Here is a 26283-nt window from a genome sequence, read left to right on the forward strand (position 1 = left end):
AAGTTTTATGACAAGTACTACATTTATAGCGTTGAATATTGTTTTGAGTGCCATATTTCTGAATTGATGAATTTTGGCAAAAAGGGCAGTTTTTTGTTCATATTTCAAAAAATTAGGTTAAAGCCAATTACTATAAGGCTTTAACCTGTTTTTTACCAACTATTTTGTCTACTATGCCTAAAGGGGGCGTTTTAGTGAAATTACGCAGCGACCATCACCATGGCGGGACGAATCACACGGCTATTTAATAAATAGCCTTTTTGTAATACCACGGTAATTTGATTGGTTTCAAATCCCTCGGTGGGTTGCATGGAAATCGCTTGGTGCAAGTCTGGGTTAAAGGTTTCGCCCACCACGCCCACTGGCTCAATACCAAAACGAGCAACGGTGGCCAATAAATCTTTCAGGGTTAATTCTACACCGTCAAATAAGCCTTTCACACATTCATCTTCCTTATTTGCCGGCGTAGTTAAGGCTCGCTCAAGGTTGTCAATGGTATTCAAAATCTCTTTGGCAAATTTTTCTAAAGCGAATTTATGCGCTTTTTCCACATCTTGTTCCGCCCGACGACGAACGTTTTCCATTTCGGCTCTGGCACGCAACAAACTTTCTTGTTCTTTTTGAGCGGCCTCAACCAGTTGTTGCTCTAATTCTTGCACACGTAAAATGGCTTCTTCCAAGGCATCTGTTTCTTCATTGGCTTCTGCATTCTCGGCGCTTTCTTCTGCTGTTTCCACTTGCTCTGGTTGCGTTTCTTCTGTAACCATTTCTTCTGCGATCATGTCTTCGGTAGGTTGTTTTTCTTGTTCTGTCATCATGTACTCCATTAAAAATATGATAAAATCTGAGCGGTTGCGCATTGTAACAAAGGAATAATCAAATGTTAACCTTTGCTCCAAGTCATTTTCAATGTAATATAAAGGCGTTTTTTTAAAATTCAAGTCATCAGGATCATGGAATTTATCAATAATCATATTAACCCGCTACATAAAACCTTTAAAACCATTGGGTTAGTCGGTCGCCCACGCAATGATATGACCTTGCAAATGCACAAAAATATTTTTTTATGGTTGCAAGAAAAGGGCTATACCGTCTTAGTGGAAACCGAAGTGGGCCAAGCCTTAGCACTGCCCGAGCAACAAATTGCGTCATTAGAACAAATCGGCAAACAAGCACAACTGGCTATCGTTATCGGCGGCGACGGCAATATGCTTGGGCGTGCTCGGATTTTATCGAAATACGATCTGTTGTTAATCGGCATTAACCGTGGCAACTTAGGCTTTTTAACCGATATTGACCCGAAAAATGCTTACGCCCAATTACAGGCTTGTCTGGACGGTGAGTTTTTTGTAGAAGAACGCTTTTTATTAGAGGTTAATATTGAGCATAACGGCGTGGTGATCAATAACGGTAATGCCATTAATGAGGCGGTCATTCATCCTGCGCAAATCGCCCATATGATTGATTTCCATGTGTATATTGATGATAAATTTGCTTTTTCGCAACGTTCAGATGGGTTAATTATCGCCACCCCAACCGGCTCCACAGCCTACTCGCTTTCTGCCGGCGGCCCGATTTTAACCCCAAATATGAACGCAATCACGCTCGTTTCTATGTATCCACATACGCTCTCATCTCGTCCTTTGGTTATTGACGGTGACAGCAAGATCTCACTGCGTTTTGCCGATTACAACACACCGCAATTAGAAGTGAGCTGCGACAGCCAATTAGCTTTAAATTTAACCAGTGATGATGTGGTTACCGTACAAAAAAGCGCCTATAAGCTCCGTTTGCTCCATTTGCATAATTACAATTATTACAATGTGTTAAGCTCAAAATTAGGTTGGCTAAAAAAACTTTTCTAAAAACTGTAAAAAAAACCTTTACTGTAAATTTATTATGAATTATACTGCATTCCATACAGTAAAGGGGATTTTTTATGCTTACTCAACTCACTATTAATAATTTTGCCATTGTTCGTCATTTAGATATTGAATTAGCCCAAGGTATGTCGGTGATCACCGGTGAAACGGGGGCCGGTAAATCCATTGCCATTGATGCCTTAGGGATTTGTTTAGGCCAACGTACCGAGCTTGCTATGCTACGTGAGGGGCAAGAACGAGCAGACGTATGTGCAACCTTTCAAATTGATCCCCAAAGTGCCGCAGCCCATTGGTTACAACAGCAAGAATTAGAAGATCAGGATAATCCTGAAAGCTGTATTTTACGCCGTATTATCAATCAAGATGGACGTTCTAAAGCCTTTATTAACAGCACGCCGGTGTCGGTGGCGCAATTAAAGGAATTGGGGACTTATCTTATTCATATTAATGGGCAACATGCCTCACAATTATTATTAAAACCCGAGTATCAATTACAAACCTTAGATACGTTCTGTTCTCATGCGCCTTTATTGGCACAAATGAAAACCGATTACCACTGTTGGAAATCCTTACAACAACAAGTGGCTGAATTTAAACAAAAATGTGCAGAAAATGAGGCTAGAAAACAATTACTCCAATATCAAGTTAATGAACTGGATGAATTTAATCTGCAAGAAGATGAATTTGAGCAATTAGAGGAAGATCACAAACGGCTTTCTAATAGTGAAGAACTGACTTCGCTTTCCCAGTCTTTGCTCGGTATTTTAAGTGAAAGTGATACCGTGAGTGCGGATAGCCTACTCTATCGAGCCACCCAATATGTGGATGAATTGGCAGAACTCGATCCTCGCTATGCCGACATTCAAACTATGTTGCAAGATGCGTTAATTCAAGTACAAGAAGCCAGTAGTGAAGTGCAACATTTGGCCTCTGATATTGAGCAAGATCCGTATTTATTAGAAGAAATCGAACAACGCATGAGCCAAGCGATTCATTTAGCCAAGAAACATTATATTTCGCCAGAAAACTTAGTGGAATTTCACCGCACTTTAAAAACAGAGTTGGCACAGTTGATCGATTATTCCGAAAGTGAAGATGAACTGATTAAACAAGAAAAACAGGCCTTTGCCCAAATGCAAGCGACCGCCACCGCCTTACATCAAAGCCGTGAAATGGGCGCAAGTAAATTAGCCGATCAAGTGACAAAATCCATTAAGCAATTAGCCATGGAAAACGCCCAATTTTTTATTAAATTAAATACCGATTACAGTAAAATTGGGGCAAATGGTGCGGATAATGTACAATTTGATTTACAAAGTAACTTGGGACAATCCGCACAATCTTTGGCAAAAACGGCCTCTGGCGGGGAATTATCACGGATCGCTTTAGCTATTCAGGTACTCACTTCCGATAAAAGTGCCATTCCAACCTTGATTTTTGATGAAATTGACGTGGGAATTAGCGGGGCCACAGCGAGCGTGGTAGGCAAACTTTTACGTCGTTTAGGCACCAAATGCCAAGTGATTTGCGTCACCCATTTACCGCAAGTGGCAAGCTATGGTAATCATCATTTTGTGGTAGAAAAATTTACCGTTGATGAAAAAACCGAAACAAAAATGACCGCACTTTCTGCCTCGCAACGGGTTAAAGCCTTAGCGAAGTTATTGGGCGGAAGTAAAATTACGGATTCCGCCTTAGCGAATGCACAAGAAATGTTGGATTTGGCGAGTTAAGAGTAGAAAGCAAGGGTAAATAGCTCACTAAAATACCCCACACTGACGTGGTTAACATAGTGTCGCTACGCCGTAGCTTTCCATATAGTTTAAGATGCGGAGCATCGTGATTTGCCTAGCCCTGTACGCCAGTGCAGGGCATAAAAAAACCTCGTACGAATGTACGAGGTTAGTGATTAAGTCAGATTAATTAGAAACGATAACCAACACCTAAGAAGTAAACCACTGGGTCAAGTCTAACATCTTGTGAATGTTCAGCTCCAGCTACTTTAAATGTCGCTTTGGTTTTAATTTTTGCATAATCAATAGAGGCATTAACAAATAAATTATCAGTAATGTTAATATCCACACCTGCATTGACTGCAACACCCCATGAATCTTTTAATTTTAGATCTGTCACTCCAGCTAATTTTTCTTGTTCATCAAAGAAAGTTGTGTAATTCACACCCACCCCAACATAAGGACGAGCTGCAGATTCTTTGCCACCAAAATAATATTGTAGGAATAGGCTAGGTGGTAAATGTTTGGTTTTACCAACCAATGTGTTGCCTAAAGTAATTTTATGGCTAAATGGGGTTGCTGCAAGTAACTCAACACCGATATTATCGGTAATCAAATAAGTTGCGGTTAAACCTAATTGTGCATTAGTGTTAACATCTAAATTCAACGCCGCATTTTGGTCATTTGATGTATTTTTCACGTTAGTTGGTGAAACGGCTACGCCACCAGCACGAATTAACACATCACCTGCTTGGTGAGCCATGGCCACACTGCTTAATAACGCTGTGGCTAAACCGATTGCTAATGCTGATTTTTTCATATTGATCTCCTTGATTATTTATTAGGGGGTTTATTCCCTAGATTATACCCATAAAAAAAATATGTGTTTAACACGAGGAGAAATATACCCCTTTTGGAAAATAAAAACTGTGATCTAGATCATAAAATTGAAAGATTGTTAAAAAATTTTTATTGTTTTTACTTATTTGTTAATTTTTTAAACAAACCCGCTACGTTGATGGAAATCAATTTCTCACTTTTTTATACATTTATCCTTAAAATCGGTATAATTAGGCGAAGAATTTGTGATGTGCGAAAAGGAAAAGCCATGCCGATCAATTTTACCCAACTTTTTAAAGACAGTTGGCATTTTTTACAAAATGAACGAAAGTTTGCGTTCATCTTTCTCTCTCTCTTTGTGTTAGCCTCGGCGGGTTTTGGCCTGTTGCAACAGGCGATTTTTCCTGTTCTGGAAAATGTTGACAGCTTGACTGAAGAACAACAAATGGACGTCTTACTCCAACAAAGCAGTGACTTAACCTTTTTATGGTTCACCCTCGCAAAAGGCCTTGCCACCGTGTTTATTGTCTATTGGGGTACCTTAACCGTTCATCACATTAGTCAACGCCAATCGCCACAATTAGCTCACACAGCGGGTATCACATTTAGCCGCTTAATTGGCATTATTCTGCTCACTGTGCTGTGCTTTTTGCCGTTTTTTATCGGCGCAATCGGCACCATTGCGGGCGTGTTAAGTCAATCGTCACTTTCTTTTGTGAGCCTGTTTTTGATGGTGTCGGGGATTTTTATTTTAATTCGCTTGTGCTTGGCACCGGTTCGTTATTTGGTGGCCAATGAAACCCTAAAAAGTGCGGTGCAAAATAGCCTGAATTCTGCCAAAGGACGCACCTCTGTGTTGTTTTTCTATTGCACAATCAGCTATTTATTCTTTCCGCTGATTGGCTTTCAACTGGCCTTACTTGCGCAAAATTTTCTGTTAACTGTGATCGCCTTAATCATTATGTCATTGATTAATGTGTTCTCCATTGTGTTTACTTATCGCTTTTACAGCGTATTCAATCAGCAGGCTTGATATGAAACAACTGTTAGAATTTATTCCACTTATTTTATTTTTCGTCGTCTATAAATTGGCTGGTGTGCGTGAGGCTGCAATTACCTTGGTAATTGCCACGCTTTTGCAACTGATTATTTTAAAATGGAAATACGGCAAAATTGAAAAACAACAAGTTGTGATGGGAAGTGCGGTCGTTTTTTTCGGCTTACTCACCGCTTATTTTAATGAAATTAAATACTTACAATGGAAAGTGACCATTGTTTACGGATTATTTGCGCTGATTTTATTGGTGGCGCAATTTGGTTTCAAAACACCGCTGATTCAAAAATTATTGGGTAAAGAAATTGAACTGCCACAAGCCGTCTGGCACAATCTCAACCTTGCTTGGGCCATCTTTTTTATCCTGTGTATGTTGGTGAATATTTATATTAGCCAAGCCTTTTCCGAAGAAGTGTGGGTAGAATTTAAATCCTTTGGCATTTTAGCCATGACCTTTGTTGCCACCATTGGCACAGGCGTTTATATTTATCGTTATTTACCGAAAGACAAGGAGTGATATATGAGTTGTAATACCGTAACCGAGCAACCCGTCGACGCAAGAGCCCACGGCACCCTCTTATTAAGAACCCTCGCCATGCCTTCTGATACCAATGCCAATGGGGATATTTTTGGCGGATGGATTATGTCGCAAATGGATATTGGCGGGGCGATTTTAGCCAAAGAAATTGCGAAAAGCCCTGTGGTCACGGTTTGTGTCGACAAAATGAGTTTTTTACAACCCATTGCGGTCGGTGATGTGGTGTGTTGCTATGGGAAACTGGTCAAAGTGGGACGAACCTCCTTACAAGTGAAAGTGGATGTTTGGATCAAAAAAGTGTACCAAGGATTGCGTGATCGCTATTGCGTCACCGAGGCGTTATTTACCTATGTGGCGATTGACAAAAATGGGAAACCCAAAGCCATTCCGCGTGAGGATAATCCCGAATTAGATCAAGCGCTAGCTATGATCGAAAATGTGTAATTAAGGAGTTTTATATGGAATATTATGTAATTTTTGCGCAAGACAAACCCAATATGTTAGAAAAACGCTTGGCTGTGCGTGCCCAACATTTGGCTCGTTTAGAACAACTTCAACAAGAAAATCGTCTCTTAACGGCAGGCCCCAATCCAACCGTTGATGGCGCTGGCGTCACCGGTTCCACGGTTATTGCACAATTCGATTCTATTGAGCAAGCGCAACAATGGGCCAGTGAGGATCCTTATGTGGACGCAGGCGTATATGGTGATGTGATCATCAAACCGTTCAAAAAAGTGTTTTAATTTTTTACTGAATGCGTTTATTTGTTGCTGAAAAACCGAGCTTGGCACGTGCCATTGCGGATATTTTACCCAAACCACATCAACGTGGCGACGGTTTTATTCGCTGTGGCGAACAGGATTATGTCACTTGGTGTGTCGGTCATTTGCTTGAGCAAGCCGAACCGGATGCTTACAACCCCAATTTTAAACAATGGCGGTTGGAGCATTTGCCAATCATACCGGAAAAATGGCAATTAATACCACGTAAAGAAGTGGCCAAACAGTTAAAAACGGTGGAAAAACTCATTCACCAAGCCGATATTCTGATTAACGCAGGCGACCCCGATAGAGAGGGGCAATTATTGGTAGATGAAGTGTTTAACTACGCCAATTTACCGGCCGACAAATACCCGAAAATCCAACGTTGTTTAATCAGTGATTTAAACCCAAGTGCGGTGGAAAAAGCGGTCAATAAATTGCAACCCAATCGCAATTTTATTCCCCTTGCCACCTCTGCTTTAGCCCGAGCCAGAGCCGATTGGCTGTATGGCATTAACATGACCCGAGCCTACACCATTCGAGGTCGTCAAGCGGGTTACAATGGCGTGCTGTCTGTTGGGCGGGTGCAAACGCCCGTGTTAGGCTTGATCGTTCGCCGAGATTTAGAAATCGAACATTTTCAACCAAAAGATTTTTTTGAAGTATTAGCCCATCTCTCCCATGATGAACAAACACCGGCAAATTTCACCGCACTTTGGCAACCGAGCAAAGCCTGCGAAGATTATCAAGATGATGACGGCCGAGTGCTATCTAAAGGTTTAGCTGAAAATGTGGTGAAACGAATCACCCAACAACCTGCTGAAGTCACAGCTTATGAAGATAAACGGGAAAAAGAAACCGCCCCACTGCCCTATTCCCTTTCGGCGTTGCAAATTGATGTGGCAAAACGTTTTGGCCTGTCCGCCCAAGAAGTGCTAGACACATGCCAAGATTTATATGAAAAACACAAAATTATTACTTACCCCCGTTCCGATTGCCGTTATTTACCCAATGAGCATTTTGCTGACCGCCATAAAGTCATACAAGCCATTGCCACGCATTGTGCCGAATATCAAAATGTGCCAAGTGCGGTGAATTTAGAACAAAAAAATCGTTGTTGGAATGATAAAAAAGTCGAGGCTCACCATGCCATTATTCCGACCGCCAAAAACCGCCCCGTCAATTTAAATTTAAGAGAACAGCAAATTTACCAACTTATTGCTCGTCAATATTTCATGCAATTTTGTCCTGATGCGGAATATCGTAAAAGCAAAATCACCTTAACCATTGCGGGCGGCACCTTTATTGCCCAAGCTCGCAACTTACAAATTGCCGGTTGGAAAGAGTTAATCGGCAAAGAAGATGACGAAGAACAATTATCCCCACCATTGCCCGTCGTCAAAAAAGGGCAATTACTTTTTTGTCATCACGGGGAAATTGTCAGTAAAAAAACGCAAGCCCCCAAACCGTTCACGGACGCCACCTTGCTTTCCGCCATGACGGGCATTGCACGTTTTGTGCAAGATAAAGAATTGAAAAAAATCCTACGTGAAACGGATGGATTAGGCACCGAGGCCACCAGAGCGGGCATTATTGAATTATTATTTAAACGCGGTTTTTTAGTTAAAAAAGGCAAAAATATCCACAGCACCGACACTGGACGGATTTTAATTCAGGCCTTACCCGATATGGCGACCCAACCCGACATGACCGCACAATGGGAATCACAATTAACCAGTATTAGTAGAAAAGAAACGAATTATCAACACTTTATGTGGCAACTCACACAAATGTTACCGGATTTAGTGCATTACGTGAATTTCTCTGCATTACGCCAATTAAGTACGGTGGCAAACAATCCTGCCAAGCCGAAATTTAACAAAGGAAAAGCAAAAACAAAAAATAAAGCAGAAAGTGCGGTGAATTCCGCTTAGATTTTCATCAACCGAATAAAAACGCCTTGATTAAACACGAAATATTCGGTAATATCCACACGTTTTTTAAATTATAAATTGATAACAGAGAAGAATTTACAATGTACAACGCATTATTATTTGTTTACCTTATCGTCTCCGTCGTGATGATCGGTTTTATCCTGATTCAACAAGGAAAAGGCGCTGATGCAGGTGCCTCATTCGGTGGCGGTGCCTCTGGTACGGTATTTGGTTCTGCGGGTTCAAGTAACTTTTTATCTCGTACCACGGCTATCTTAGCTATTATTTTCTTCGCCTCAAGTATCGTGCTTGGCAACTTAAACTCTCACCATGATAAAGTAAAAGAGGGGAAATTTGACGACTTATCTCAAGCTGCACAACAGTTAGAACAACAAAAAGCAGTAGCGCCAGCCGTTGAAGAAAATAAAAATGCAGATATTCCGCAAAACTAACAGTTAATTTAACCTCAAAACAACATGCGCTGGTGGTGGAATTGGTAGACACGCTATCTTGAGGGGGTAGTGCTTCACGGCGTGCGGGTTCAAGTCCCGCTCAGCGCACCATTCAACAAGAAAAGACGGTTTATGCCGTCTTTTTTTATGTGTCGAAATAAACTGCCGAAATAAACTGCCGAAATAAACTAAAACTACGCCAAACAACAGGTTATCAATCATTGACTTCCCATGCTTTTATTTTCTATTCCCAGACAAAAAAGACCAACTCAGTTGAGTTGGTCAAATACTATCTATACTTATTATTTTTATTTAGGGGATTCGGATTAAATTGGGCTTATGCCTCTACACCTTCAAATAAAGCGGTACTTAAATAACGCTCTGACGCAGATGGGAGGATCACCACAATTAATTTATCAGCAAATTCGGGTAATTTCGCAATACGCTCTGCGGCGGCAACGGCGGCGCCTGAGGAAATACCGGCTAAAATACCTTCTTCTGCCATTAAACGGCGTGCGGTGGCAATGGCAGTTTCACTGTCCACTGGCTCAACACGATCAACCAAGCTCAAATCTAAGTTTTTCGGAATAAAGCCCGCACCGATACCTTGAATTTTATGTGGACCCGGTTTCACTTCTTCGCCTTTTAAGGTTTGCGTAATCACTGGGCTTTCCGCTGGTTCAACAGCAACGGTAGTAATGGCTTTGCCTTGATCTTGTTTGATATAACGGCTAATCCCCGTGATGGTACCACCTGTCCCCACACCTGCCACGATAACATCCACTTTTCCCTCTGTGCCTTGCCAAATTTCAGGACCTGTGGTTTGTTGGTGGATGGCTGGGTTAGCCGGATTTTCAAACTGTTTCAACATGATATAACGGTTTGGATCGCTTGCCACAATTTCTTCGGCTTTGGCGATTGCTCCTTTCATGCCTTTGGCGCCCTCGGTCAACACCAAATTCACCCCTAAACCACGTAATAAACGTTTACGTTCGGTACTCATGGTTTCTGGCATGGTGAGGGTGATTTTATAGCCACGGGCGGCGGCCACATAGGCTAAAGCAATACCGGTGTTACCACTGGTCGCATCAACAATTTCTTTATCTTTGGTTAACGTGCCATCTTTTTCCGCTTGCCATACCATGTTGGCACCAATACGGCATTTTACGCTAAAGCTCGGGTTACGGCCCTCAACTTTCACCACAATGTTGCCTTGACCAAAATGGTTTAAGCGAACTAATGGGGTGTTACCAATAGAATAGGAATTATCTGCAAAAATCGTCATTGTGTTTCTCCTTGAAAGAATGATTTAATTGTTGATGTTATTTGTAACATAATATTTAATAATAAAAAAATAGCTATTTGTTCTATTTTATAACTAAATTGCATTAAATTATGACGGTATTTTTCCTTTATTCGGCAATCGATCACTTAACAAAATGGCATAACGTTCTGTACTTGGGCTTGATTCTAAGGCAATTTTTAATGCCATCGTCAGAGGAACAGAAAGCAACATGCCCACGGTGCCTAATAACCACCCCCAAAACAAGAGAGAAAGGAATACCACTAAAGTAGAAAGTCCTAATTTTTTTCCCATAATTCTCGGCTCTAGCACATTACCAATCGATACGTTAATAACAATCACGCTAATGGTGACCACAAATCCGGTGGTAAAACCATTTAATAAGAACGTTTGTAAAATAATCGGTATCGTGGCAATAATCGAGCCGATACTTGGAATATAATTAAACAGAAAACTTAAGGTCGCCCATAAAATCGCATATTGTACATCTGCTACGGTGAGTAACGTCCAAATCGCCACCGCCGTCAACAGGCTCATCATGCTTTTGACGCCCAAATAACCAATAATGCTTTCTAACACGCGTTCTAAATGGTTTTCTTCCTCGCCATCTTGACGACTAAACACCAACGCAAATTTATGTTTAGCGGTGGGTGCCTCTAATAACATAAAAATGACCACTAAAATTAACACAAAGGCATTGGACACCACATTGGAGAAATTCATCAGCAGGCTGCTAGCGAAATTCATCACTGAACTCGGGTCAAAATGCTTAACAATAGCGTCGGGTTTGACAGAAAAAGGAATATGCCATTTTTGTGCAATGGCCTGAATATCGTTCAAGCGAGCGGTCATTAATTGCCGATATTGTGGAATGGATTGCGTAAATTCTTGCGCCGATCCGTTAATCAAGCCGACTAAAAAGAAAAACACCAATAAAATCAACAGCAATAATAAGGCAATCGCTAACCAATGCGGCACATGTCGCTTAGTCATAAAACGAATCAAGGGTGAACAGATGATCGCAATAAATAACGATAGCAAAAATGGCACCACGATCACAGAGGACACTTTAATGCCCGCCAAAATAATCACCAAGGCGGCACTCACAAAAATAAATTGATGTAATGGATTGTTTTTTATCATAAAATATACCGCACTTAGTTAAATCGCCTCTTCATTTTCTTCGCCGGTGCGAATACGAATCACACGAGCCACATCATACACAAAAATCTTGCCGTCACCGATTTTACCGGTTTGAGCCGTTTCCACAATAGCGTCAATACATTGTTGTAGCACATCATCTGCGATCACAATTTCCAGTTTGACTTTCGGTAAAAAATCCACCGCATACTCGGCACCACGATACAGTTCAGTATGCCCTTTTTGACGGCCAAAGCCTCGCACTTCCGTTACTGTCATGCCGGTAATCCCAATATCCGACAAAGCCTCACGAACATCATCTAATTTGAACGGTTTGATAATCGCCTCAATTTTTTTCATCATTTGCTCCTATTTTTTAGCGGATTTTGGACGGAAACTTTCAATCACAGCAGGATCCGTATCAATATAAATCCCATCAATCAACTGTAAACAATAAGGCACGGCAGCAAAAATACCTTTTACTTGCACTTTCCCTTGTTCGTCTTTCACGCCCTCTAAGGTTTCTTTAATGGCTTTGGGTTGCCCAGGTAAATTTAAAATTAAACTGTTTTTGCGAATCACCCCGACTTGCCGTGACAATATGGCAGTAGGCACAAAATGTAAACTCACCTGACGCATTTGTTCACCGAATCCCGGCATTTCACGATCCGCCACGGCCAGTGTCGCCTCCGGTGTCACATCACGTTTTGCCGGCCCCGTACCGCCCGTGGTTAAAACTAACTGGCATTGTTGTTGATCGACTAATTCAATCAAGGTTTGCTCAATTTTATCCTGTTCATCAGGGATTAAACGGGTTTCTACTAAAAATTTATCCACTAATGCTTGTTCTAACCAAGCGGTTAATTCGGGAATACCTTGATCGGCATAGAGACCTTGCGAGGCCCGATCAGAAACGGAAACCAAGCCAATTTTTAAGATTTTTTCATCAACTGCGGTCATTTTTTACCTTATTTTTAAAATGGAAATAACAACGGAATACAAAATACCGTGACTAACATGACTAACAATGTAAATGGCACACCGATTTTAACAAAATCCGCAAATTTATAGCCACCCGGTCCTAACACCATGGTATTTACTGGGGAAGAAATTGGGGTCATAAACGCCGCCGACGAGGCAATAGCGACAGTCATGGCAAAAGGCATGGGCGAAAGCTGTAATTGCTGCGCCATGCTAATCGCAATGGGTGCCACTAAAATAGCGGTCGCCGTATTGGAAATAAACAAACCGACAACCGCACAGAGCATAAACAAGCTAATCAACATCCAGTGTTTGCCCATGGTTCCCACGGTGTGAATCATAAAATCTACGGCTAAGTCCACCCCTCCGGTTTTTTGTAGCGCAATGGAAAAAGGCATCATGCCAACAATTAAAATCAGGCTAGGCCAATGAATACTGGCATAAGCACTTTTGGCGTCAATACAACGGAATTTACCGAGCATTAAACAAGCGATAAGAGCGGCCACCACATTCGGCACGACGCCCGTGACCATTAACACCACCATGGTCGCAATGGCAAAAATCGCATGCCATGCTTGACTGGCAGCCGGAACGGCTTTATCAATTTCACTGGGATAACTTAATAAAAAGAAAGATTTGGTTTTATCCCGTAATTGTTGTAACAGTTTCCACTGCCCCACCACCAACAAGAGATCGCCCACTTTCAATATTTCTTCCGCAAGATTGCCTTGCAATAACTCGCCGTTACGTTTAATCCCAATAATATTCAACCCATAATGGGATCGAAAGCGTAATTGCACCGCACTTTTCCCCACTGCACTGCCGTCGGGAATCGGGGTAATTTCTGCCATGCCAATGGATTTGGCTTGTTCACTAAAATGAACATTACGAATAGGGGCCAATTCTAAATGATGTGCACGGCAAAATTCGCTCAAATCCAAGTCTGGCTGACTAATATCCATCATCAATAAATCTTTATGGCGAATTTCTTCTTTGCCAAGGGAGGCGGCCATAAAAATCGGTCGAAAGCGTTTCCAACGCTCAATAGCTAAAATATTTAGACCATAATTGGCCCGTAAATGTAATTCTTCGACATTCTGCCCAATAAAATCGGAATCCGCTAACACCACAAAACGTTTAATTCGGCGGTGTAACTGATAACTTTCAATGAGATCATTAAAGGAATAACGGGCGGTTTCTTGCGGATTATGTTGCTCTGGCGAGGCTAACCAACGACGAGCTAATAACATATAGAATACGCCTAACACCAACACAATTAAGCCAATAGGCGTAAACGAAAAGAAATCAAAACGTCCCGCTTGTGTGCGGACTAATTCGGCATTTACCACCAAATTCGGCGCCGTGGCAATCAAGGTCATCATGCCACTAATTAAGCCCGCCATGCTTAACGGCATCATTAAACGTTTGGGTGAAATGTGCATTTGCTGACAAATCACCAACACCACCGGAATGAAAATCGCCACAATACCCGTGGAACTCATAAAGGATCCCAATCCCGCAACGGATAACATTAATAAAATAAGGACTTTCGTTTCACTGTTATTGGCGACGTGCATGAGCCATTCACTCACTTGATAGGCCACGCCGGTACGCACTAAACCATCTGCCACAATAAACAGTAATGCAATGAGAATAATATTGGGATCGCTGAATCCTGCAAATACATCTTCAACGGTTAAAATGCCACTCAGACAAAAGGCAAGCATGACCACCAATGCGACCGTATCCATACGCAATTTATTTTGAATAAACAAAAAGATCGCCCCCAATAACAAAACGATCACAGCGGTTAATGGGGTGTGTAACGCAGTAAATAAGTCAGCATTCATCACAATATGTCCTGAAATCAAAGGGTATGTTGCTCGAGTATGTGACGCACCGGTGAAAAACTACAGCGATATTGTGGTAACACGCCAAATTCCGCTAGCTTTTCTAAATGGGCTTTAGTGGGATACCCTTTGTGTTTGGCAAATTCATATTGAGGAAATTGTCGATCCAGTTCCACCATTTCTTGATCCCGTGCCACTTTGGCTAAAATAGAGGCCGCACTAATTTCGGCCACAAGGCTATCCCCTTTCACTACGGCTTGTGCCGGCATAGGTAAATCAGGAATGCGATTACCGTCCACTAACACAAAGTGCGGTGGAATTTTCAGTGATTTTACCGCTCGCTGCATGGCAAGCATGGTGGCATGCAAAATATTCAGTTCATCAATTTCCTCGGGTTCCGCACGGCCTAACGCCCAAGCTAAGGCTTTTTGCTTGATTTCTTCCGCTAATAATAAGCGTTTTTTCTCACTCAATTTTTTGCTATCGGTTAAGCCGTCAATAGGCTGATGGGGATCTAAAATGACCGCAGCGGTCACCACCGCCCCCACTAAAGGGCCTCGCCCGACTTCATCCACGCCTGCAATCAACTCAACGCCTTGCGGATATTCAAAATCTGACATGGTTATTTTCCCTCCAATAAATCAATCACGGCATTGGCGGCTTGGCTATCGGCATCACATTGAATAAATTGATGTAATTCAGTAAAACGCTGAATTAAAACTTGACGATTTTGCACCGCACTTTCGGATTGGTCTAAATAAACCGATAATTTTTCGGCTAATTTTTCAGGGGTACAATCCGCTTGTATCATTTCTGGCACCAACATGTCATTGGCTAACAGATTTGGCAAGGAAATATAGGGTGTTTTCACTAAGCGTTTGGCTAAAAAATAAGTGAGTGGTTTCATGCGATAACCGACTACCATAGGTGATTTACACAGCATACATTCTAATGCCGCTGTACCTGACGCAAGTAAAGTCGCTTGTGCGATCATCATGGCTTGGCGAGCGTTACCATCCAAACTAATCACATCAAGTTCGGGTGCAACTTGCGCCTTAATTCGTTCAAATTGATCACGGCGTTTTTCACTGACTAAAGGCACTAAAAATTGCAAATGAGGATATTGCTGTCTTAACAATATTGCAGTTTTTAGAAAAGGTTCGGTGAGAAATTCAACTTCTGAACCCCGACTTCCGACCAAAATCGCCAGATATTGTTGTGTTGGATCGAGATTAAGAATTTGACATACTTCGGCACGGTTTGGCTTTAACGGAATCGCATCCGCCATGGTATGCCCAATAAAGCGGCAAGGCACATTGAAACGATCATAAAAGGCTTTTTCAAACGGTAAAAAGGCTAACACAAGATCGGTCGCTCGGGCAATTTTATAAATCCGTTTTTGTCGCCACGCCCACACGGACGGGCTGACATAATGAATGGTTTTAATACCTTGATTTTTCAGTTTTTGTTCGACATATAAATTAAATTCAGGGGAATCAATCCCAATAAAAATATCCGGTTTTTTGGCTAACAAGGTTTGTACCGTGTTTTTGCGGATTTTTAATAGTCTAGGCAAGTGCTTTAAAATTTCTGCCAATCCCATCACCGAGATTTCTTCCATATCAATCAGGCTTTCACAGCCCTCAGCGAGCATATTTTTGCCCGCTATCCCGATAAATTTGGCTTGTGGGTAATGACTTTTTAACGCACGAATTAACCCCGCCCCCAAAATATCACCCGAGACTTCACCGGCGACAATGGCAATAGTAGGCGTAATTTGAGGAGGATTTACTTGATTTTCCACTTCACTGTCCTTTATAAAAAATCACCGCACTTTATGTTCAAAAATGCGGTGTAAATTCGTCGACTTTTTTCTAGCGAATAATGCCACGTGTGGAGCGTTTGAAAAAGGCTAAGAAGAAACTGATCGCCGATTCTGTTTTGGCGTAATGTTCAATTTCTGGCATCACTTCTTCTAAGGTTCGGTCGCTCCGATAAATTAATTTATAAACGTTGCGAATGGCGTGTAACGTCGGCTTTTCAAAACCACGGCGTTTTAAGCCCTCAAGATTGACACCAAATGGACGAGCATGATTGCCTTGTGCCATCACATAAGGTGGCACGTCTTGACTGACCATGGAACCGCCACCTAACATCACGTGCGCACCAACAATCACAAACTGATGGATAGCAGACATGCCACCAACAATCACAAAATCATCTAATTCCACATGACCAGCAAGCGTTGCATTGTTGGCTAAAATACAACGGTTTTTGATTTGGCAATCGTGAGCAATATGGGCGTTGACCATAAATAAATTGTCATCCCCAATACGTGTCACCCCGCCACCTTGTACGGTACCACGGTGAATGGTGACATTTTCACGAATACGGTTACGGTTGCCAATAATGGTTTTAGTGGGTTCGCCATTATATTTTAAATCTTGATTGACTTCACCAATGGTGGCGTCATGAAAAATCTGATTATCTTCGCCAATGGTCGTGATACCATTCACCACAACATGTGAATGCAAAACGGTACCTTTACCAATGTCCACTTGTGAACCAATCACACAAAATGGTCCGATCACCACATTTTCACCAATTTTAGCCCCCTCTTCCACAATGGCAGAGGGATGGACTTTCGCACTGGAATGGATCATATCTGCTCCTTATGCTTAATGATTAACGTCTTGCACACATGAGTTTAGCTTCACAAGCCACTTCGCCATCGACTTTAGCGATCCCTGTAAACGCCGTGATACCACGACGTTCTCTAATCACTTCGACATATAATTCAAGTTGATCGCCCGGTAACACGGGACGTTTAAAGCGAGCGTCATCAATTCCGGCAAAATAAAAGAGTTCTCCGCCTTGTAATTCATGGGTTTTAAAAGCTAACAAGCCCATGGATTGTGCGAGCGCTTCGAGAATTAATACACCTGGGAAAATCGGTTCTTGCGGGAAATGGCCGGTAAAACAAGGTTCATTCACGCTCACATTTTTAATCGCTTTTAACCACACACCCTCTTTGAAATCTAACACACGATCCACTAATAAAAATGGATAGCGGTGGGGTAATAATGTCATAATTTCTTTTGTTTCAATAATACGAGATGGGCTAGTTTCTGTTGTCACAATAATTACCTTCAATGTTTTTCAATTTTTAATATGTCTTGCTTAATTATACATGATTTAAAAAATAGATTGTAGTAAAACCGTCATAAAACAGTGATCCGCTGAGTTCATGAATAGGTGAAGTGCGGTGAAATTTAAGCCAATTTTTAATCATAAAAAAGCTCACCATGAAGATGAGCTTATCGAAATGCGTTAATTTAGTCGGCTAATTTCTTTTCCAAGGCTTTAAGCCGTTTATTCATCTTGTCAATATCCATGGTTAACGCTGCAGTTTTACGCCATTCTTTATTGGGCTGCAATGGAATACCTGAAGAATAAACACCGGGTTCCGTAATCGGTCGCATAACCATACTCATCCCCGTCACGACCGCTTGATCGCAAATTTCCATATGACCATTGATCACACTGGCGCCACCAATTTGGCAATAACGTCCGACGGTGAGACTGCCCGCCATGATGACGCCACCCGCCACAGCAGTACCAGTCCCAATATGCACATTGTGGGCAATTTGACAGAGGTTATCAATGATCACATTATCTTCAATCACCGTGTTATCTAATGCACCACGGTCAATACAAGTGCAAGCGCCAATTTCCACATGGTGACCAATCACGACCGTTCCCGTTTGTGGAATTTTGATCCAACGTCCACGTTCGTTCGCATAACCAAAACCATCACTCCCAATCACCGCACCTGATTGAATTAAACAATGTTCACCGATTTGTACATGATGATAAATCGACACATTTGCCCATAATTGCGTGTTCGCACCAATTTGGGCGTGTTGTCCAATAAAGCAACCGGCACCAATCACCGCATTGTCACCAATCACGGCCCCATCTTCAATAACGGCATTTGCGCCAATACTGACATTTTTACCTAAAGAAACCGTGCTAGAAATCACCGCACTTGGTGCAATATCTGTCGCTGCTTTAGGCGTGCTGTCCATATATTGAGCCAGTAAGGCATAGGCTACATAAGGATTTTTCACAATGATGAGGTTTGCTTGCTCGGCACAAAATTCCACATCTGCCTCTGACACAACCAAAATGCCGGCTTGCGAAAGGGATAAATAAGGACGATATTTCACATTGGAAATAAACGTGAGGTGGGTCTTGCTCGCTTTATCTAAAGGCGCAATGGCCGTCACAAAAACATCGGCGTTGCCACGCATGACACCGCCGATATGTTCTGCTAATTCTTTTAATGTATAAGAACGCATAGTAAAATTTAACCTTTTAAAGGATTATTTTGCGGCTGGTTTTTCAGCGTCTTTGCTCTCTGCTTTTGGTTCTTCTGTGGTCATCACTTTACCACCAATCGCTTTTAACACATCATCGCTAATATCTTTACCATCAACAGCAAATACGACAGAGTTGGCATCCAACACATAAGTATAGCCTTTTTCTTTCGCTAATTTATTGGTGGTTTCTTGAATAGATTCTAAGATTTTAGCACGTTCAGCATTTTCTTGTTTTTGTGCTTCTTGCTGATATTTTTGCACTTTAGCATCGTGATCTTTCATCAATTTATTGATTTCATCTTCACGTTTTTTAATGTCTGCACTACGTAAGTTTTTAGCTTCTTTTTGTAAGGCTGCGATTTTATTCTCAATGACCTTTTTATTTGCGGTCAATTCGTCAGCTTGTTTTTTGAAAACCACATCTAATTTTTTCATAACCGTTTCACGATCAGGGTGATGATCAAATAAATAAGCGGCATTAATGAATGCGATATTTTCTTCTGCAAGGGCAGCCGAGGAGGCAAATGCTAAGGCTAAAGAAAGTGCGGTAGCTTTTACAATGTTTTTCATGAATATAAATTTCCTTTTTATTTATTTTAATTACGTGCCAAATAATGCGATTAGTTGCTATTCAGCACAGGTATTGTTTAGACGTAATGAATCACTATTAGTTCAATCTAAATCAATTAGAATGAGCCACCAATACTAAATTGGAATTGTTCAATATCGTCATTCTCATATTTTTTCAATGGTTTCGCATAAGAGAAAACTAATGGCCCAATTGGTGATTGCCATTGGAAACCCACCCCAACAGAGGTACGGATACGACTTGGGTCACTATAATCTGGCATATTCGGATAAAGAGCTTTGAATTTGTCTTTATCTGCATTAGACCATTTGGTATTCCAGACACTGCCGGCATCAAAGAATAAAGAAGTACGCACGGAATTTTGGTTTTTATCTGCTACAAATGGCGTCGGTACGATTAATTCAATACTGGATGTCACCATGGCATTACCGCCGATAATATCATCATCCAATCGATATCCATCTTTGGTTAGGTAAATAGCTTGTGGTCCCACCGCACCAGAGGCAAAACCACGCAAGGAACCAATTCCCCCAGCAGCATAATGACGGTAAAACGGTAAAGTTTTTCCACCAAAGCCATTGGCATAGGTCGCCCCCGCACGGGCGGAAAGCACCCATGTACGATTACGATCTAATGGATAATAACCTTGTGCGTCAGCACTTAGTGTATAGAATTTATTATCCGATCCTGGAATCGTCACAGAACCGCCTAAACTCGCTCTTACCCCTTTGGTTGGGAAATAACCACGGTCTAAACTGTTGTAGTTCCAACCGGCTTTAAAGGTGAAGTCTTGTGATTTAAATGAGGAACCACTATATCCCATGGAATCAATATATTTCTGACGAGTATATTCTGGCGACACATTTTTCAATTTATTATAAGCATAACCCACACCTAAATAGTAAGAGTTATTTTCATTTACAGGGAAACCTAAGGTTAAGTCTGCCCCATATGTCGTACGTGCATAGCTTGCAGAGGTATCATCATCGGAGTTATCATATTTTTCATAATACACATTTCCACCAAGACTCACACCGTCTTTAGTGAAATAGGGTTCGGTATAACCTAAGTTAACACTGGTGGTATAGTCATCTTTACGGCCACCCAAACTAATAGAAGACCCCATTCCTAAGAAATTATCTTGTTTCACACTGGCTTGATAGCTAAAACCACTTTCTGTACCATAACCAATACCGAAGTTAATACTCCCTGTATTACGTTCTTTTACCGTGTAAATCACATCCAATTCATCATTGGTACCTTTTATCGTTTCCGTACGTTGTTCTACTGTTTCAAAGAAACCGGTACGCTCTAAACGAATTTTACCCAGTTCAACTAATTGCGAAGATAACCAAGTCCCTTCTTGTTGACGCATTTCTTGGCGCAAGGTTCTGTCTGCGCTCACCGTATTGCCCTCAAAGCGAATTTGACGCACTGAATAACGGCGCCCAGCTTCCACGATATAGGTTAAATCAATGGTTTTATTCGTTTCATCAAATTCCGGATGAATATTCACTTTCGCCGTGGCATAACCTTGCTCAGCCAATTTGGCTTTAATGCTGTCTTCCACGCTTTTAACTTCGCTACGTTGGAACTCTTGATGTAAATGAATGTTTTTCAATAGCGGTGCTAAGTCATCTTGCATACCGCCCACATCACCAATAATTCTGGCGCTATTCACAGTATAAACATCGCCCTCATCTACCACAATTTTGACACGAGCTTCATTTTTATCGTCACTTATTTGTACGTCAGTATTCGTCACTTTGGCTTTGGCATAGCCATTTTCGCCATAATAATCTTGAATCGCATCCAAATCTTTACTAAATTGCTCGGCTGCAAATTTATTACCAAATAATTTCCACCATGAATCTGCTTGTAGTTCCATTTGTTCTTTTAATTTGCTGCTAGAAACATGTTCGTTGCCCTCAAAGGTCACTTCTTTTAATAATGCAACGTCATTTTCTTTAATTTGTAATTTTACTTCTGCACGATTATTTGGCAATGAATTAACAATAGCTTCTACTTTGGCATTATAACGCCCTGTACTGGCGTAATGTTCCACTAAACTTTGTCGGAAACCCTCTAATTTCTCACGATTTAACACCTCACCCGATTTAAATCCGTTGGATTCTAAATTGGATTTTAAGGCATCATTTGGAATAGAACTGTTACCATCAAAGGTCACTTCGGTAATAATCGGCTGCTGAGTCACCCCAATCACTAATGTATTGCCCTCTCTGTCTGCTCGTACATTATCATAACCACGAGCATAAAGGGTTCTCACCACATTGGCAATATCATTATCAGTAGCACGTTTGCCAACTTGCACGGGCAACCCTGCTAGCACGTTCATTTCTGAACCAGATTGCACACCTTCCACACGAATATCCTGTACCACAAAAGGGGCCGCATAAACACTCGCAGAACCGAATAATAAACTAGCTATTAAAAGTTTTTTCATCTTACAATGACCTTATTAAATTAAAGTAACGCGGATAAAATTTCTATATTAAAAATTTTTACACATTCGTTTACAAATAGGATACGCATCCATACAATCTATACAGACTGCTAAAATTTTAAAACGTTCTATAAACGTAAAAAATCATTAAACAAAGCAAAGGCTGTTAACATCAATAAAAGGGTGGCACCAATGCGATAAAACACATTTTGCACCTTATCAGAAACAGGCTTGCCTTTAATTCCTTCCGCTGCCAAAAAGACCAGATGTCCGCCGTCTAATACGGGCAATGGAAATAAATTCATCATCCCAAGGTTTACGCTAATTAACGCCATAAACCCAAGATAGTACACGAAACCGATTTGTGAGGAAATCCCCGCACCTTGGGCAATCGAAATTGGACCACTTAAATTATTCAGCGATAAATCGCCAGTCAATAATTTGCCGATCACTTTCAGGGTTAACCAAGAAAGTTGTGCGGTTTTTTCCGCCCCTTTCCACAGGGCATCAAGCATATCATATTTTAATTCCGTACGATACTGTTCATTCATCGGATGAATGGTCGGTGCAATCCCTACCACATAACGGTTTTCTTGCTGTTCTGGTATTAAAGTCACCGCCAAGATTTGCCCCTCACGATGAATTTGTAGCGATAACGGATGACCTTGTTGCACTTGTTTAACAAAATCTTGCCATGCAAAGGTTTCACCCAGTGCAGTATAAATTTCATCACCAACCAATAAACCCGCTTTTTCAGCCGGTGAATTTTCCACCACTTTAGCGATTTTCATTTCCACTTGATTGCCTACGGGTTGAATGCCCAAGGCACCAAAAGCACTTTGTTTATCGGGATCAAATGTCCATGCTTGGATATTTAAGGTTTTTTGTTGTGGACGATTTTCCCCAAACGGCGTGACGGTTAATGTGACTTGCTCATTGCCTAACTTGGTCGCCAACAACATATTAATGGTTTCCCAATCTGGTGACTCCGTCCCATCTACCGCCAAAATTTGGCTATTCGGAGCAAGTTGTGCTTGTGCCGCAATGCTGTTGGGTTTAACGCCATCGATGACCGGTTTTACACTCGGGATCCCCACGGCAAACACCACCCAATAGGCTAAAATAGCAAAAATAAAATTGGCCAAAGGGCCGGCCACAATAACAAACATGCGTTGTAACACGGTTTTACTGTTAAAGGATTGTGATTTTAGCTCTGCTGGCACGGTTTCATTGCGTTCATCTAGCATTTTCACATACCCCCCCAAAGGGATTAAGGAAACGGCAAACTCGGTACCTTGCTTATCTTTTTTTGACCACAAGACTTTACCAAAACCAATGGAAAAACGATGGACTTTTATACCGCACTTTCTGGCCGCCCAGAAATGCCCATATTCGTGTACCGATACCAGTACACCAATCACAATAATAAACGAAACCAACGACCACAAAAATGACATCAATACCGCCTGTTAAAGCCAGAAAAAGTAGAAATACGCAAAGAATGGCGCGGCGGCGGTTAAGCTATCAATACGATCCAAAATACCACCATGCCCTGGGATTAAATTACTGCTGTCTTTAATGCCACTTTGACGTTTAAACATGCTTTCGGTTAAATCGCCTAACACCGAAACCGCCACGGTCGCAATGGAAAGTGCGGTTAAACTTAAGGTATTTCCGTGCATAAAGAACTGATCGCCAACAAAATAAATAAATAATTCTGACAACACGCCAGCGGTAATCACACCGCCAATCACACCTTGCCAAGTTTTCCCCGGCGACACTTTCGGGGCTAATTTATGTTTGCCAAATTTCCGCCCTGCAAAATAGGCTCCACTGTCGGCCGCCCAGACTAACACAAATACATAAAGCAATAATTGAATGCCGTGTAAACTGTCAACATTGTAATTTTCTAAACGTAATGCGGCCACCGCAATTAAGAACGGCACCAACGTCACACAAGCGAAAATAATTTGCAAAATGACCGATTTACCCCAAATATTGGCGGAGGTCGGATAGGTGATCACCAAACCCAGTGCGACAACCCACCAAATCACGGCGACTAATAATAAGGGTTCTGCATAATCCGCAAACACACGCCCAGCATTGAGATAATCTGCTTGGCTAAAAATCCAAACAAATAACATTGCCAAAGCAATCGAGGTCGCCACAAAACGCCAGACGATTTTTAAGCGTGGAAATTGCGTCCATTCCCAAACACCGGCGGTGACAATCACGCCCAACGCCAAAGTAAAATAAAATGGCGAGAATAAAAATAATGCTGCACAGACCAGTGCAATCATCACGATTGCCGATAAAATACGTTGTTTAAGCACGTGTTTTCCCTCTTTAAGCCCCGCCAAAACGGCGTTCTCGTTGTTGATAAGCCCAAATAGCTTGGTTAAATTCTTGTTCACTAAAATCTGGCCATAATACCGGTGAAAAAAATAATTCGGCATAGGCAATTTGCCAGAGTAAAAAATTACTGATCCGCTGTTCGCCACTGGTACGAATTAATAAATCTACGGGCGGTTGCTGTGCTGTGACCAAATGTTGCTGAAACAAATTTTCATCAATCTGATCGACAGCGAGTTCTCCCGCTTTCACTTGCCATGCCAATTTCTGTGCGGCTTGCACAATATCCCAACAGCCACCATAATTAGCCGCAATATTTAAGCAAAGTGCGGTGTTTTTTTCAGTTAATTTTTCTGCGTTGATAATTTTTTGTTGTAATTTTTCACTGAATTTGGAAGTATCGCCGATAATATTTAACCGAATATTATTTTTATGCAGCTTTTTCACTTCCGAATCCAAGGCTTGCATAAATAGCGTCATCAAGGCCGACACTTCCTGCTCAGGACGATTCCAATTTTCACTGCTAAAAGCATACATGGTCAAGGATTGCACCCCGATTTGGCGAGCATAAGACACCGCACGGCGTACCGCTTTTACCCCATTTGTATGCCCAAATATACGCATTTTACCTTGGCTTTTCGCCCAACGTCCATTGCCATCCATAATGATGGCCACATGTTTCGGTATATTATGCGGATCTAATTCTTTCATTTAATCCTAAATCACAAAGGTGAATTGAAAATTTGGGCGTGAATATAGCATATTTCCAAGCCATATGTCATTGAGTTTTTACCACATTCCTTGCAAATTCCCGAGCCAAGCGATCCACTTCCAAGACATCATCAATCGCTGAAATCTGTTGCGGTTGAATTTTTTCCACCACCTGTTGATTGACCTTGGCAATATCGGTAAATTTAATTTGCCCATTTAAAAAAGCGTCCACCGCTATTTCATTGGCCGCATTCATGGCAGTAGTGGCATATTGCCCTGCAGCAAAGGCATCCATGGCTAATTTTAAATTCGGATAGCGGTTAAAATCAGGGGCTAAAAAAGTCAAGCCGTTAAGCTGATAAAAATCCAATGGTGCAACACCTGAAATAATACGATTAGGATAGGCCATAGTTTCCGCAATCGGCGTACGCATATCAGGATTCCCCATTTGTGCAATCACCGAGCCATCAATATAACGCACCATAGAATGAATAATAGATTGTGGATGAATAATCACTTCCATTTCATCGGCACTGGCATTAAACAACCAACGAGCCTCAATATATTCCAGCCCTTTGTTCATCATAGTGGCACTGTCCACCGAGATCTTTTTCCCCATCGACCAATTCGGGTGAGCCACCGCTTGGGCTGGCGTAATGCTATCAAATTCACTTAAATCCGTATAACGGAAAGGACCGCCAGAACCTGTTAGCACAATTTTGCTAATACCCAATTCCTTTAGCGGACAAAAACCGATTTTTTGCTGAGCCTCGGGCGGTAAAGATTGGAAAATCGCATTATGTTCGCTGTCCACGGGCAACAGTTGGGCTTGATGTTTTTTCACTGCGTCAATAAAAATCTGTCCGCACGTAACCAAACTTTCTTTATTGGCTAACAACACTTTTTTACTGGCTTGTACAGCGGAAAGCGTTGGCAACAATCCTGCCGCCCCCACAATCGCCGCCATTACCTGATCCGCATCAGGGTGAGCCGCCAATTCACAAATCGCTTTTTGTCCGCTTAATACTTCCGTTTTACTCCCAAGTGCGGTTAATTTTTCGTGTAATTTTTTCGCCGCACTTTCATCATCTAAGGCTGCAAACTGCGGTTGAAATTTCACGCATTGTTGAGCCATTAACTCCACATTACGACCGCCGACTAAGGCAAATGCTTGATATTGTTCGGGGTTATGTTCGATAACGGAAAGTGTACTGGTACCGATTGAGCCTGTTGAGCCGAGGATAACGAGGTTTTGTTTTTTCATGGTAAAATCTGCTTATTAAAATAAAGTAAGCAGATTATACAATAAAAAAGCA

Annotated in this window: 26 protein-coding genes, 1 tRNA gene and 1 pseudogene; 9 read left to right on the forward strand and 19 right to left on the reverse strand. The window is 41.6% G+C overall.

Annotated elements, in window-relative coordinates; all coding sequences use genetic code 11:
* Together ACTG7L_RS03180 and grpE are read right to left on the reverse strand one after the other, a co-directional pair.
* A pseudogene (locus ACTG7L_RS03180) lies at nucleotides 1-79 on the reverse strand (transposase-like zinc-binding domain-containing protein); the annotation flags it as partial.
* Nucleotides 80-200: 121 nt separating this feature from the next.
* A complete protein-coding gene (grpE, locus tag ACTG7L_RS03185; protein ID WP_439287461.1) occupies nucleotides 201-815 on the reverse strand; it encodes a nucleotide exchange factor GrpE in 615 nt (204 codons plus the stop codon).
* 138 nt (nucleotides 816-953) lie between these two features.
* On the opposite strand from grpE, the gene ACTG7L_RS03190 reads away from it, so the two are divergent.
* Both ACTG7L_RS03190 and recN read left to right on the forward strand, forming a co-directional pair.
* Nucleotides 954-1865, forward strand: coding sequence for an NAD(+) kinase (locus ACTG7L_RS03190; RefSeq protein ID WP_439240827.1), 912 nt, complete (start codon nucleotides 954-956; stop codon nucleotides 1863-1865).
* A 74-nt stretch (nucleotides 1866-1939) separates the two neighbouring features.
* Nucleotides 1940-3616 (forward strand): DNA repair protein RecN, encoded by a 1677-nt coding sequence (gene recN / locus ACTG7L_RS03195; RefSeq protein ID WP_439287462.1) that lies wholly within the window; start codon nucleotides 1940-1942, stop codon nucleotides 3614-3616.
* A 190-nt stretch (nucleotides 3617-3806) separates the two neighbouring features.
* Here recN and ACTG7L_RS03200 read toward each other — a convergent pair whose 3' ends face one another.
* The gene (locus ACTG7L_RS03200; protein WP_439287463.1) at nucleotides 3807-4436 is read right to left on the reverse strand and encodes an OmpW family outer membrane protein; all 630 of its coding nucleotides are present in this window, start codon (nucleotides 4434-4436) and stop codon (nucleotides 3807-3809) included.
* A 288-nt stretch (nucleotides 4437-4724) separates the two neighbouring features.
* On the opposite strand from ACTG7L_RS03200, the gene ACTG7L_RS03205 reads away from it, so the two are divergent.
* From ACTG7L_RS03205 to ACTG7L_RS03235, 7 genes are all read left to right on the forward strand, one after another.
* Complete coding sequence (locus ACTG7L_RS03205) at nucleotides 4725-5489, forward strand: hypothetical protein (RefSeq protein ID WP_439257920.1); 765 nt, start codon at nucleotides 4725-4727, stop codon at nucleotides 5487-5489.
* 1 nt (nucleotide 5490) lies between these two features.
* Complete coding sequence (locus ACTG7L_RS03210; protein ID WP_439287464.1) at nucleotides 5491-6027, forward strand: septation protein A; 537 nt, start codon at nucleotides 5491-5493, stop codon at nucleotides 6025-6027.
* 3 nt (nucleotides 6028-6030) lie between these two features.
* Nucleotides 6031-6492, forward strand: coding sequence for an acyl-CoA thioester hydrolase YciA (yciA, locus tag ACTG7L_RS03215; protein ID WP_439240837.1), 462 nt, complete (start codon nucleotides 6031-6033; stop codon nucleotides 6490-6492).
* 14 nt (nucleotides 6493-6506) lie between these two features.
* Nucleotides 6507-6791, forward strand: coding sequence for a YciI family protein (locus tag ACTG7L_RS03220; RefSeq protein ID WP_439257917.1), 285 nt, complete (start codon nucleotides 6507-6509; stop codon nucleotides 6789-6791).
* Between the two features lie 11 nt (nucleotides 6792-6802).
* Nucleotides 6803-8743 (forward strand): DNA topoisomerase III, encoded by a 1941-nt coding sequence (locus ACTG7L_RS03225; protein WP_439287465.1) that lies wholly within the window; start codon nucleotides 6803-6805, stop codon nucleotides 8741-8743.
* A 101-nt stretch (nucleotides 8744-8844) separates the two neighbouring features.
* Nucleotides 8845-9195: a preprotein translocase subunit SecG gene (gene secG, locus ACTG7L_RS03230; protein ID WP_439287466.1), complete on the forward strand. Its 351-nt coding sequence runs from the start codon at nucleotides 8845-8847 to the stop codon at nucleotides 9193-9195.
* A 26-nt stretch (nucleotides 9196-9221) separates the two neighbouring features.
* Nucleotides 9222-9306 (forward strand) — tRNA-Leu (locus tag ACTG7L_RS03235).
* Nucleotides 9307-9532: 226 nt separating this feature from the next.
* Here the strand turns inward: ACTG7L_RS03235 and cysK are convergent.
* From cysK to ispC, 16 genes are all read right to left on the reverse strand, one after another.
* Nucleotides 9533-10480: a cysteine synthase A gene (cysK, locus tag ACTG7L_RS03240; protein WP_439287467.1), complete on the reverse strand. Its 948-nt coding sequence runs from the start codon at nucleotides 10478-10480 to the stop codon at nucleotides 9533-9535.
* A 108-nt stretch (nucleotides 10481-10588) separates the two neighbouring features.
* Nucleotides 10589-11641 (reverse strand): AI-2E family transporter, encoded by a 1053-nt coding sequence (locus ACTG7L_RS03245; RefSeq protein ID WP_439257914.1) that lies wholly within the window; start codon nucleotides 11639-11641, stop codon nucleotides 10589-10591.
* A gap of 18 nt (nucleotides 11642-11659) precedes the next feature.
* Nucleotides 11660-11998, reverse strand: a complete 339-nt coding sequence (gene glnB / locus ACTG7L_RS03250) for a nitrogen regulatory protein P-II (protein ID WP_439240983.1) — start codon at nucleotides 11996-11998, stop codon at nucleotides 11660-11662.
* A gap of 9 nt (nucleotides 11999-12007) precedes the next feature.
* Complete coding sequence (gene mog / locus ACTG7L_RS03255) at nucleotides 12008-12598, reverse strand: molybdopterin adenylyltransferase (protein ID WP_439287468.1); 591 nt, start codon at nucleotides 12596-12598, stop codon at nucleotides 12008-12010.
* Nucleotides 12599-12612: 14 nt separating this feature from the next.
* A complete protein-coding gene (locus ACTG7L_RS03260; protein ID WP_439327508.1) occupies nucleotides 12613-14469 on the reverse strand; it encodes an SLC13 family permease in 1857 nt (618 codons plus the stop codon).
* A 17-nt stretch (nucleotides 14470-14486) separates the two neighbouring features.
* Nucleotides 14487-15089 (reverse strand): ribonuclease HII, encoded by a 603-nt coding sequence (gene rnhB / locus ACTG7L_RS03265; RefSeq protein ID WP_439287469.1) that lies wholly within the window; start codon nucleotides 15087-15089, stop codon nucleotides 14487-14489.
* 2 nt (nucleotides 15090-15091) lie between these two features.
* Nucleotides 15092-16273, reverse strand: a complete 1182-nt coding sequence (gene lpxB, locus ACTG7L_RS03270; protein ID WP_439287470.1) for a lipid-A-disaccharide synthase — start codon at nucleotides 16271-16273, stop codon at nucleotides 15092-15094.
* A gap of 70 nt (nucleotides 16274-16343) precedes the next feature.
* Nucleotides 16344-17132: an acyl-ACP--UDP-N-acetylglucosamine O-acyltransferase gene (gene lpxA / locus ACTG7L_RS03275; protein ID WP_439287471.1), complete on the reverse strand. Its 789-nt coding sequence runs from the start codon at nucleotides 17130-17132 to the stop codon at nucleotides 16344-16346.
* Nucleotides 17133-17154: 22 nt separating this feature from the next.
* The gene (fabZ, locus tag ACTG7L_RS03280) at nucleotides 17155-17607 is read right to left on the reverse strand and encodes a 3-hydroxyacyl-ACP dehydratase FabZ (RefSeq protein ID WP_439240993.1); all 453 of its coding nucleotides are present in this window, start codon (nucleotides 17605-17607) and stop codon (nucleotides 17155-17157) included.
* 197 nt (nucleotides 17608-17804) lie between these two features.
* A complete protein-coding gene (lpxD, locus tag ACTG7L_RS03285) occupies nucleotides 17805-18830 on the reverse strand; it encodes a UDP-3-O-(3-hydroxymyristoyl)glucosamine N-acyltransferase (RefSeq protein WP_439240995.1) in 1026 nt (341 codons plus the stop codon).
* Between the two features lie 24 nt (nucleotides 18831-18854).
* Entirely contained in the window at nucleotides 18855-19421 is a 567-nt protein-coding gene (locus tag ACTG7L_RS03290; RefSeq protein ID WP_439287472.1) for an OmpH family outer membrane protein, read from the reverse strand.
* A gap of 116 nt (nucleotides 19422-19537) precedes the next feature.
* Nucleotides 19538-21904: an outer membrane protein assembly factor BamA gene (gene bamA / locus ACTG7L_RS03295; RefSeq protein ID WP_439287473.1), complete on the reverse strand. Its 2367-nt coding sequence runs from the start codon at nucleotides 21902-21904 to the stop codon at nucleotides 19538-19540.
* Nucleotides 21905-22032: 128 nt separating this feature from the next.
* Nucleotides 22033-23361, reverse strand: coding sequence for a sigma E protease regulator RseP (gene rseP, locus ACTG7L_RS03300; protein WP_439287474.1), 1329 nt, complete (start codon nucleotides 23359-23361; stop codon nucleotides 22033-22035).
* Nucleotides 23362-23373: 12 nt separating this feature from the next.
* Complete coding sequence (locus tag ACTG7L_RS03305) at nucleotides 23374-24237, reverse strand: phosphatidate cytidylyltransferase (RefSeq protein ID WP_439241003.1); 864 nt, start codon at nucleotides 24235-24237, stop codon at nucleotides 23374-23376.
* Between the two features lie 13 nt (nucleotides 24238-24250).
* On the reverse strand, nucleotides 24251-24967 hold the full coding sequence (uppS, locus tag ACTG7L_RS03310) for a polyprenyl diphosphate synthase (protein WP_439287475.1): 717 nt from the start codon (nucleotides 24965-24967) through the stop codon (nucleotides 24251-24253).
* Nucleotides 24968-25034: 67 nt separating this feature from the next.
* Nucleotides 25035-26231, reverse strand: a complete 1197-nt coding sequence (gene ispC / locus ACTG7L_RS03315) for a 1-deoxy-D-xylulose-5-phosphate reductoisomerase (RefSeq protein WP_439287476.1) — start codon at nucleotides 26229-26231, stop codon at nucleotides 25035-25037.
* Between the last annotated feature and the right edge of the window lie 52 nt (nucleotides 26232-26283).

Source organism: Lonepinella sp. BR2357 (assembly GCF_051851525.1).
GTDB lineage: Bacteria > Pseudomonadota > Gammaproteobacteria > Enterobacterales > Pasteurellaceae > Lonepinella.

Excerpts from the sequence above, each read along its gene's own strand:
- grpE (WP_439287461.1), bottom strand. The coding sequence starts at position 815 with ATGACAGAACAAGAAAAACAACCTACCGAAGACATGATCGCAGAAGAA.
- ACTG7L_RS03190 (WP_439240827.1), top strand. The coding sequence starts at position 954 with ATGGAATTTATCAATAATCATATTAACCCGCTACATAAAACCTTTAAA.
- recN (WP_439287462.1), top strand. The coding sequence starts at position 1,940 with ATGCTTACTCAACTCACTATTAATAATTTTGCCATTGTTCGTCATTTA.
- ACTG7L_RS03200 (WP_439287463.1), bottom strand. The coding sequence starts at position 4,436 with ATGAAAAAATCAGCATTAGCAATCGGTTTAGCCACAGCGTTATTAAGC.
- ACTG7L_RS03205 (WP_439257920.1), top strand. The coding sequence starts at position 4,725 with ATGCCGATCAATTTTACCCAACTTTTTAAAGACAGTTGGCATTTTTTA.
- ACTG7L_RS03210 (WP_439287464.1), top strand. The coding sequence starts at position 5,491 with ATGAAACAACTGTTAGAATTTATTCCACTTATTTTATTTTTCGTCGTC.
- yciA (WP_439240837.1), top strand. The coding sequence starts at position 6,031 with ATGAGTTGTAATACCGTAACCGAGCAACCCGTCGACGCAAGAGCCCAC.
- ACTG7L_RS03220 (WP_439257917.1), top strand. The coding sequence starts at position 6,507 with ATGGAATATTATGTAATTTTTGCGCAAGACAAACCCAATATGTTAGAA.
- ACTG7L_RS03225 (WP_439287465.1), top strand. The coding sequence starts at position 6,803 with ATGCGTTTATTTGTTGCTGAAAAACCGAGCTTGGCACGTGCCATTGCG.
- secG (WP_439287466.1), top strand. The coding sequence starts at position 8,845 with ATGTACAACGCATTATTATTTGTTTACCTTATCGTCTCCGTCGTGATG.
- cysK (WP_439287467.1), bottom strand. The coding sequence starts at position 10,480 with ATGACGATTTTTGCAGATAATTCCTATTCTATTGGTAACACCCCATTA.
- ACTG7L_RS03245 (WP_439257914.1), bottom strand. The coding sequence starts at position 11,641 with ATGATAAAAAACAATCCATTACATCAATTTATTTTTGTGAGTGCCGCC.
- glnB (WP_439240983.1), bottom strand. The coding sequence starts at position 11,998 with ATGAAAAAAATTGAGGCGATTATCAAACCGTTCAAATTAGATGATGTT.
- mog (WP_439287468.1), bottom strand. The coding sequence starts at position 12,598 with ATGACCGCAGTTGATGAAAAAATCTTAAAAATTGGCTTGGTTTCCGTT.
- ACTG7L_RS03260 (WP_439327508.1), bottom strand. The coding sequence starts at position 14,469 with ATGAATGCTGACTTATTTACTGCGTTACACACCCCATTAACCGCTGTG.
- rnhB (WP_439287469.1), bottom strand. The coding sequence starts at position 15,089 with ATGTCAGATTTTGAATATCCGCAAGGCGTTGAGTTGATTGCAGGCGTG.
- lpxA (WP_439287471.1), bottom strand. The coding sequence starts at position 17,132 with ATGATCCATTCCAGTGCGAAAGTCCATCCCTCTGCCATTGTGGAAGAG.
- lpxD (WP_439240995.1), bottom strand. The coding sequence starts at position 18,830 with ATGCGTTCTTATACATTAAAAGAATTAGCAGAACATATCGGCGGTGTC.
- ACTG7L_RS03290 (WP_439287472.1), bottom strand. The coding sequence starts at position 19,421 with ATGAAAAACATTGTAAAAGCTACCGCACTTTCTTTAGCCTTAGCATTT.
- bamA (WP_439287473.1), bottom strand. The coding sequence starts at position 21,904 with ATGAAAAAACTTTTAATAGCTAGTTTATTATTCGGTTCTGCGAGTGTT.
- rseP (WP_439287474.1), bottom strand. The coding sequence starts at position 23,361 with ATGTCATTTTTGTGGTCGTTGGTTTCGTTTATTATTGTGATTGGTGTA.
- uppS (WP_439287475.1), bottom strand. The coding sequence starts at position 24,967 with ATGAAAGAATTAGATCCGCATAATATACCGAAACATGTGGCCATCATT.
- ispC (WP_439287476.1), bottom strand. The coding sequence starts at position 26,231 with ATGAAAAAACAAAACCTCGTTATCCTCGGCTCAACAGGCTCAATCGGT.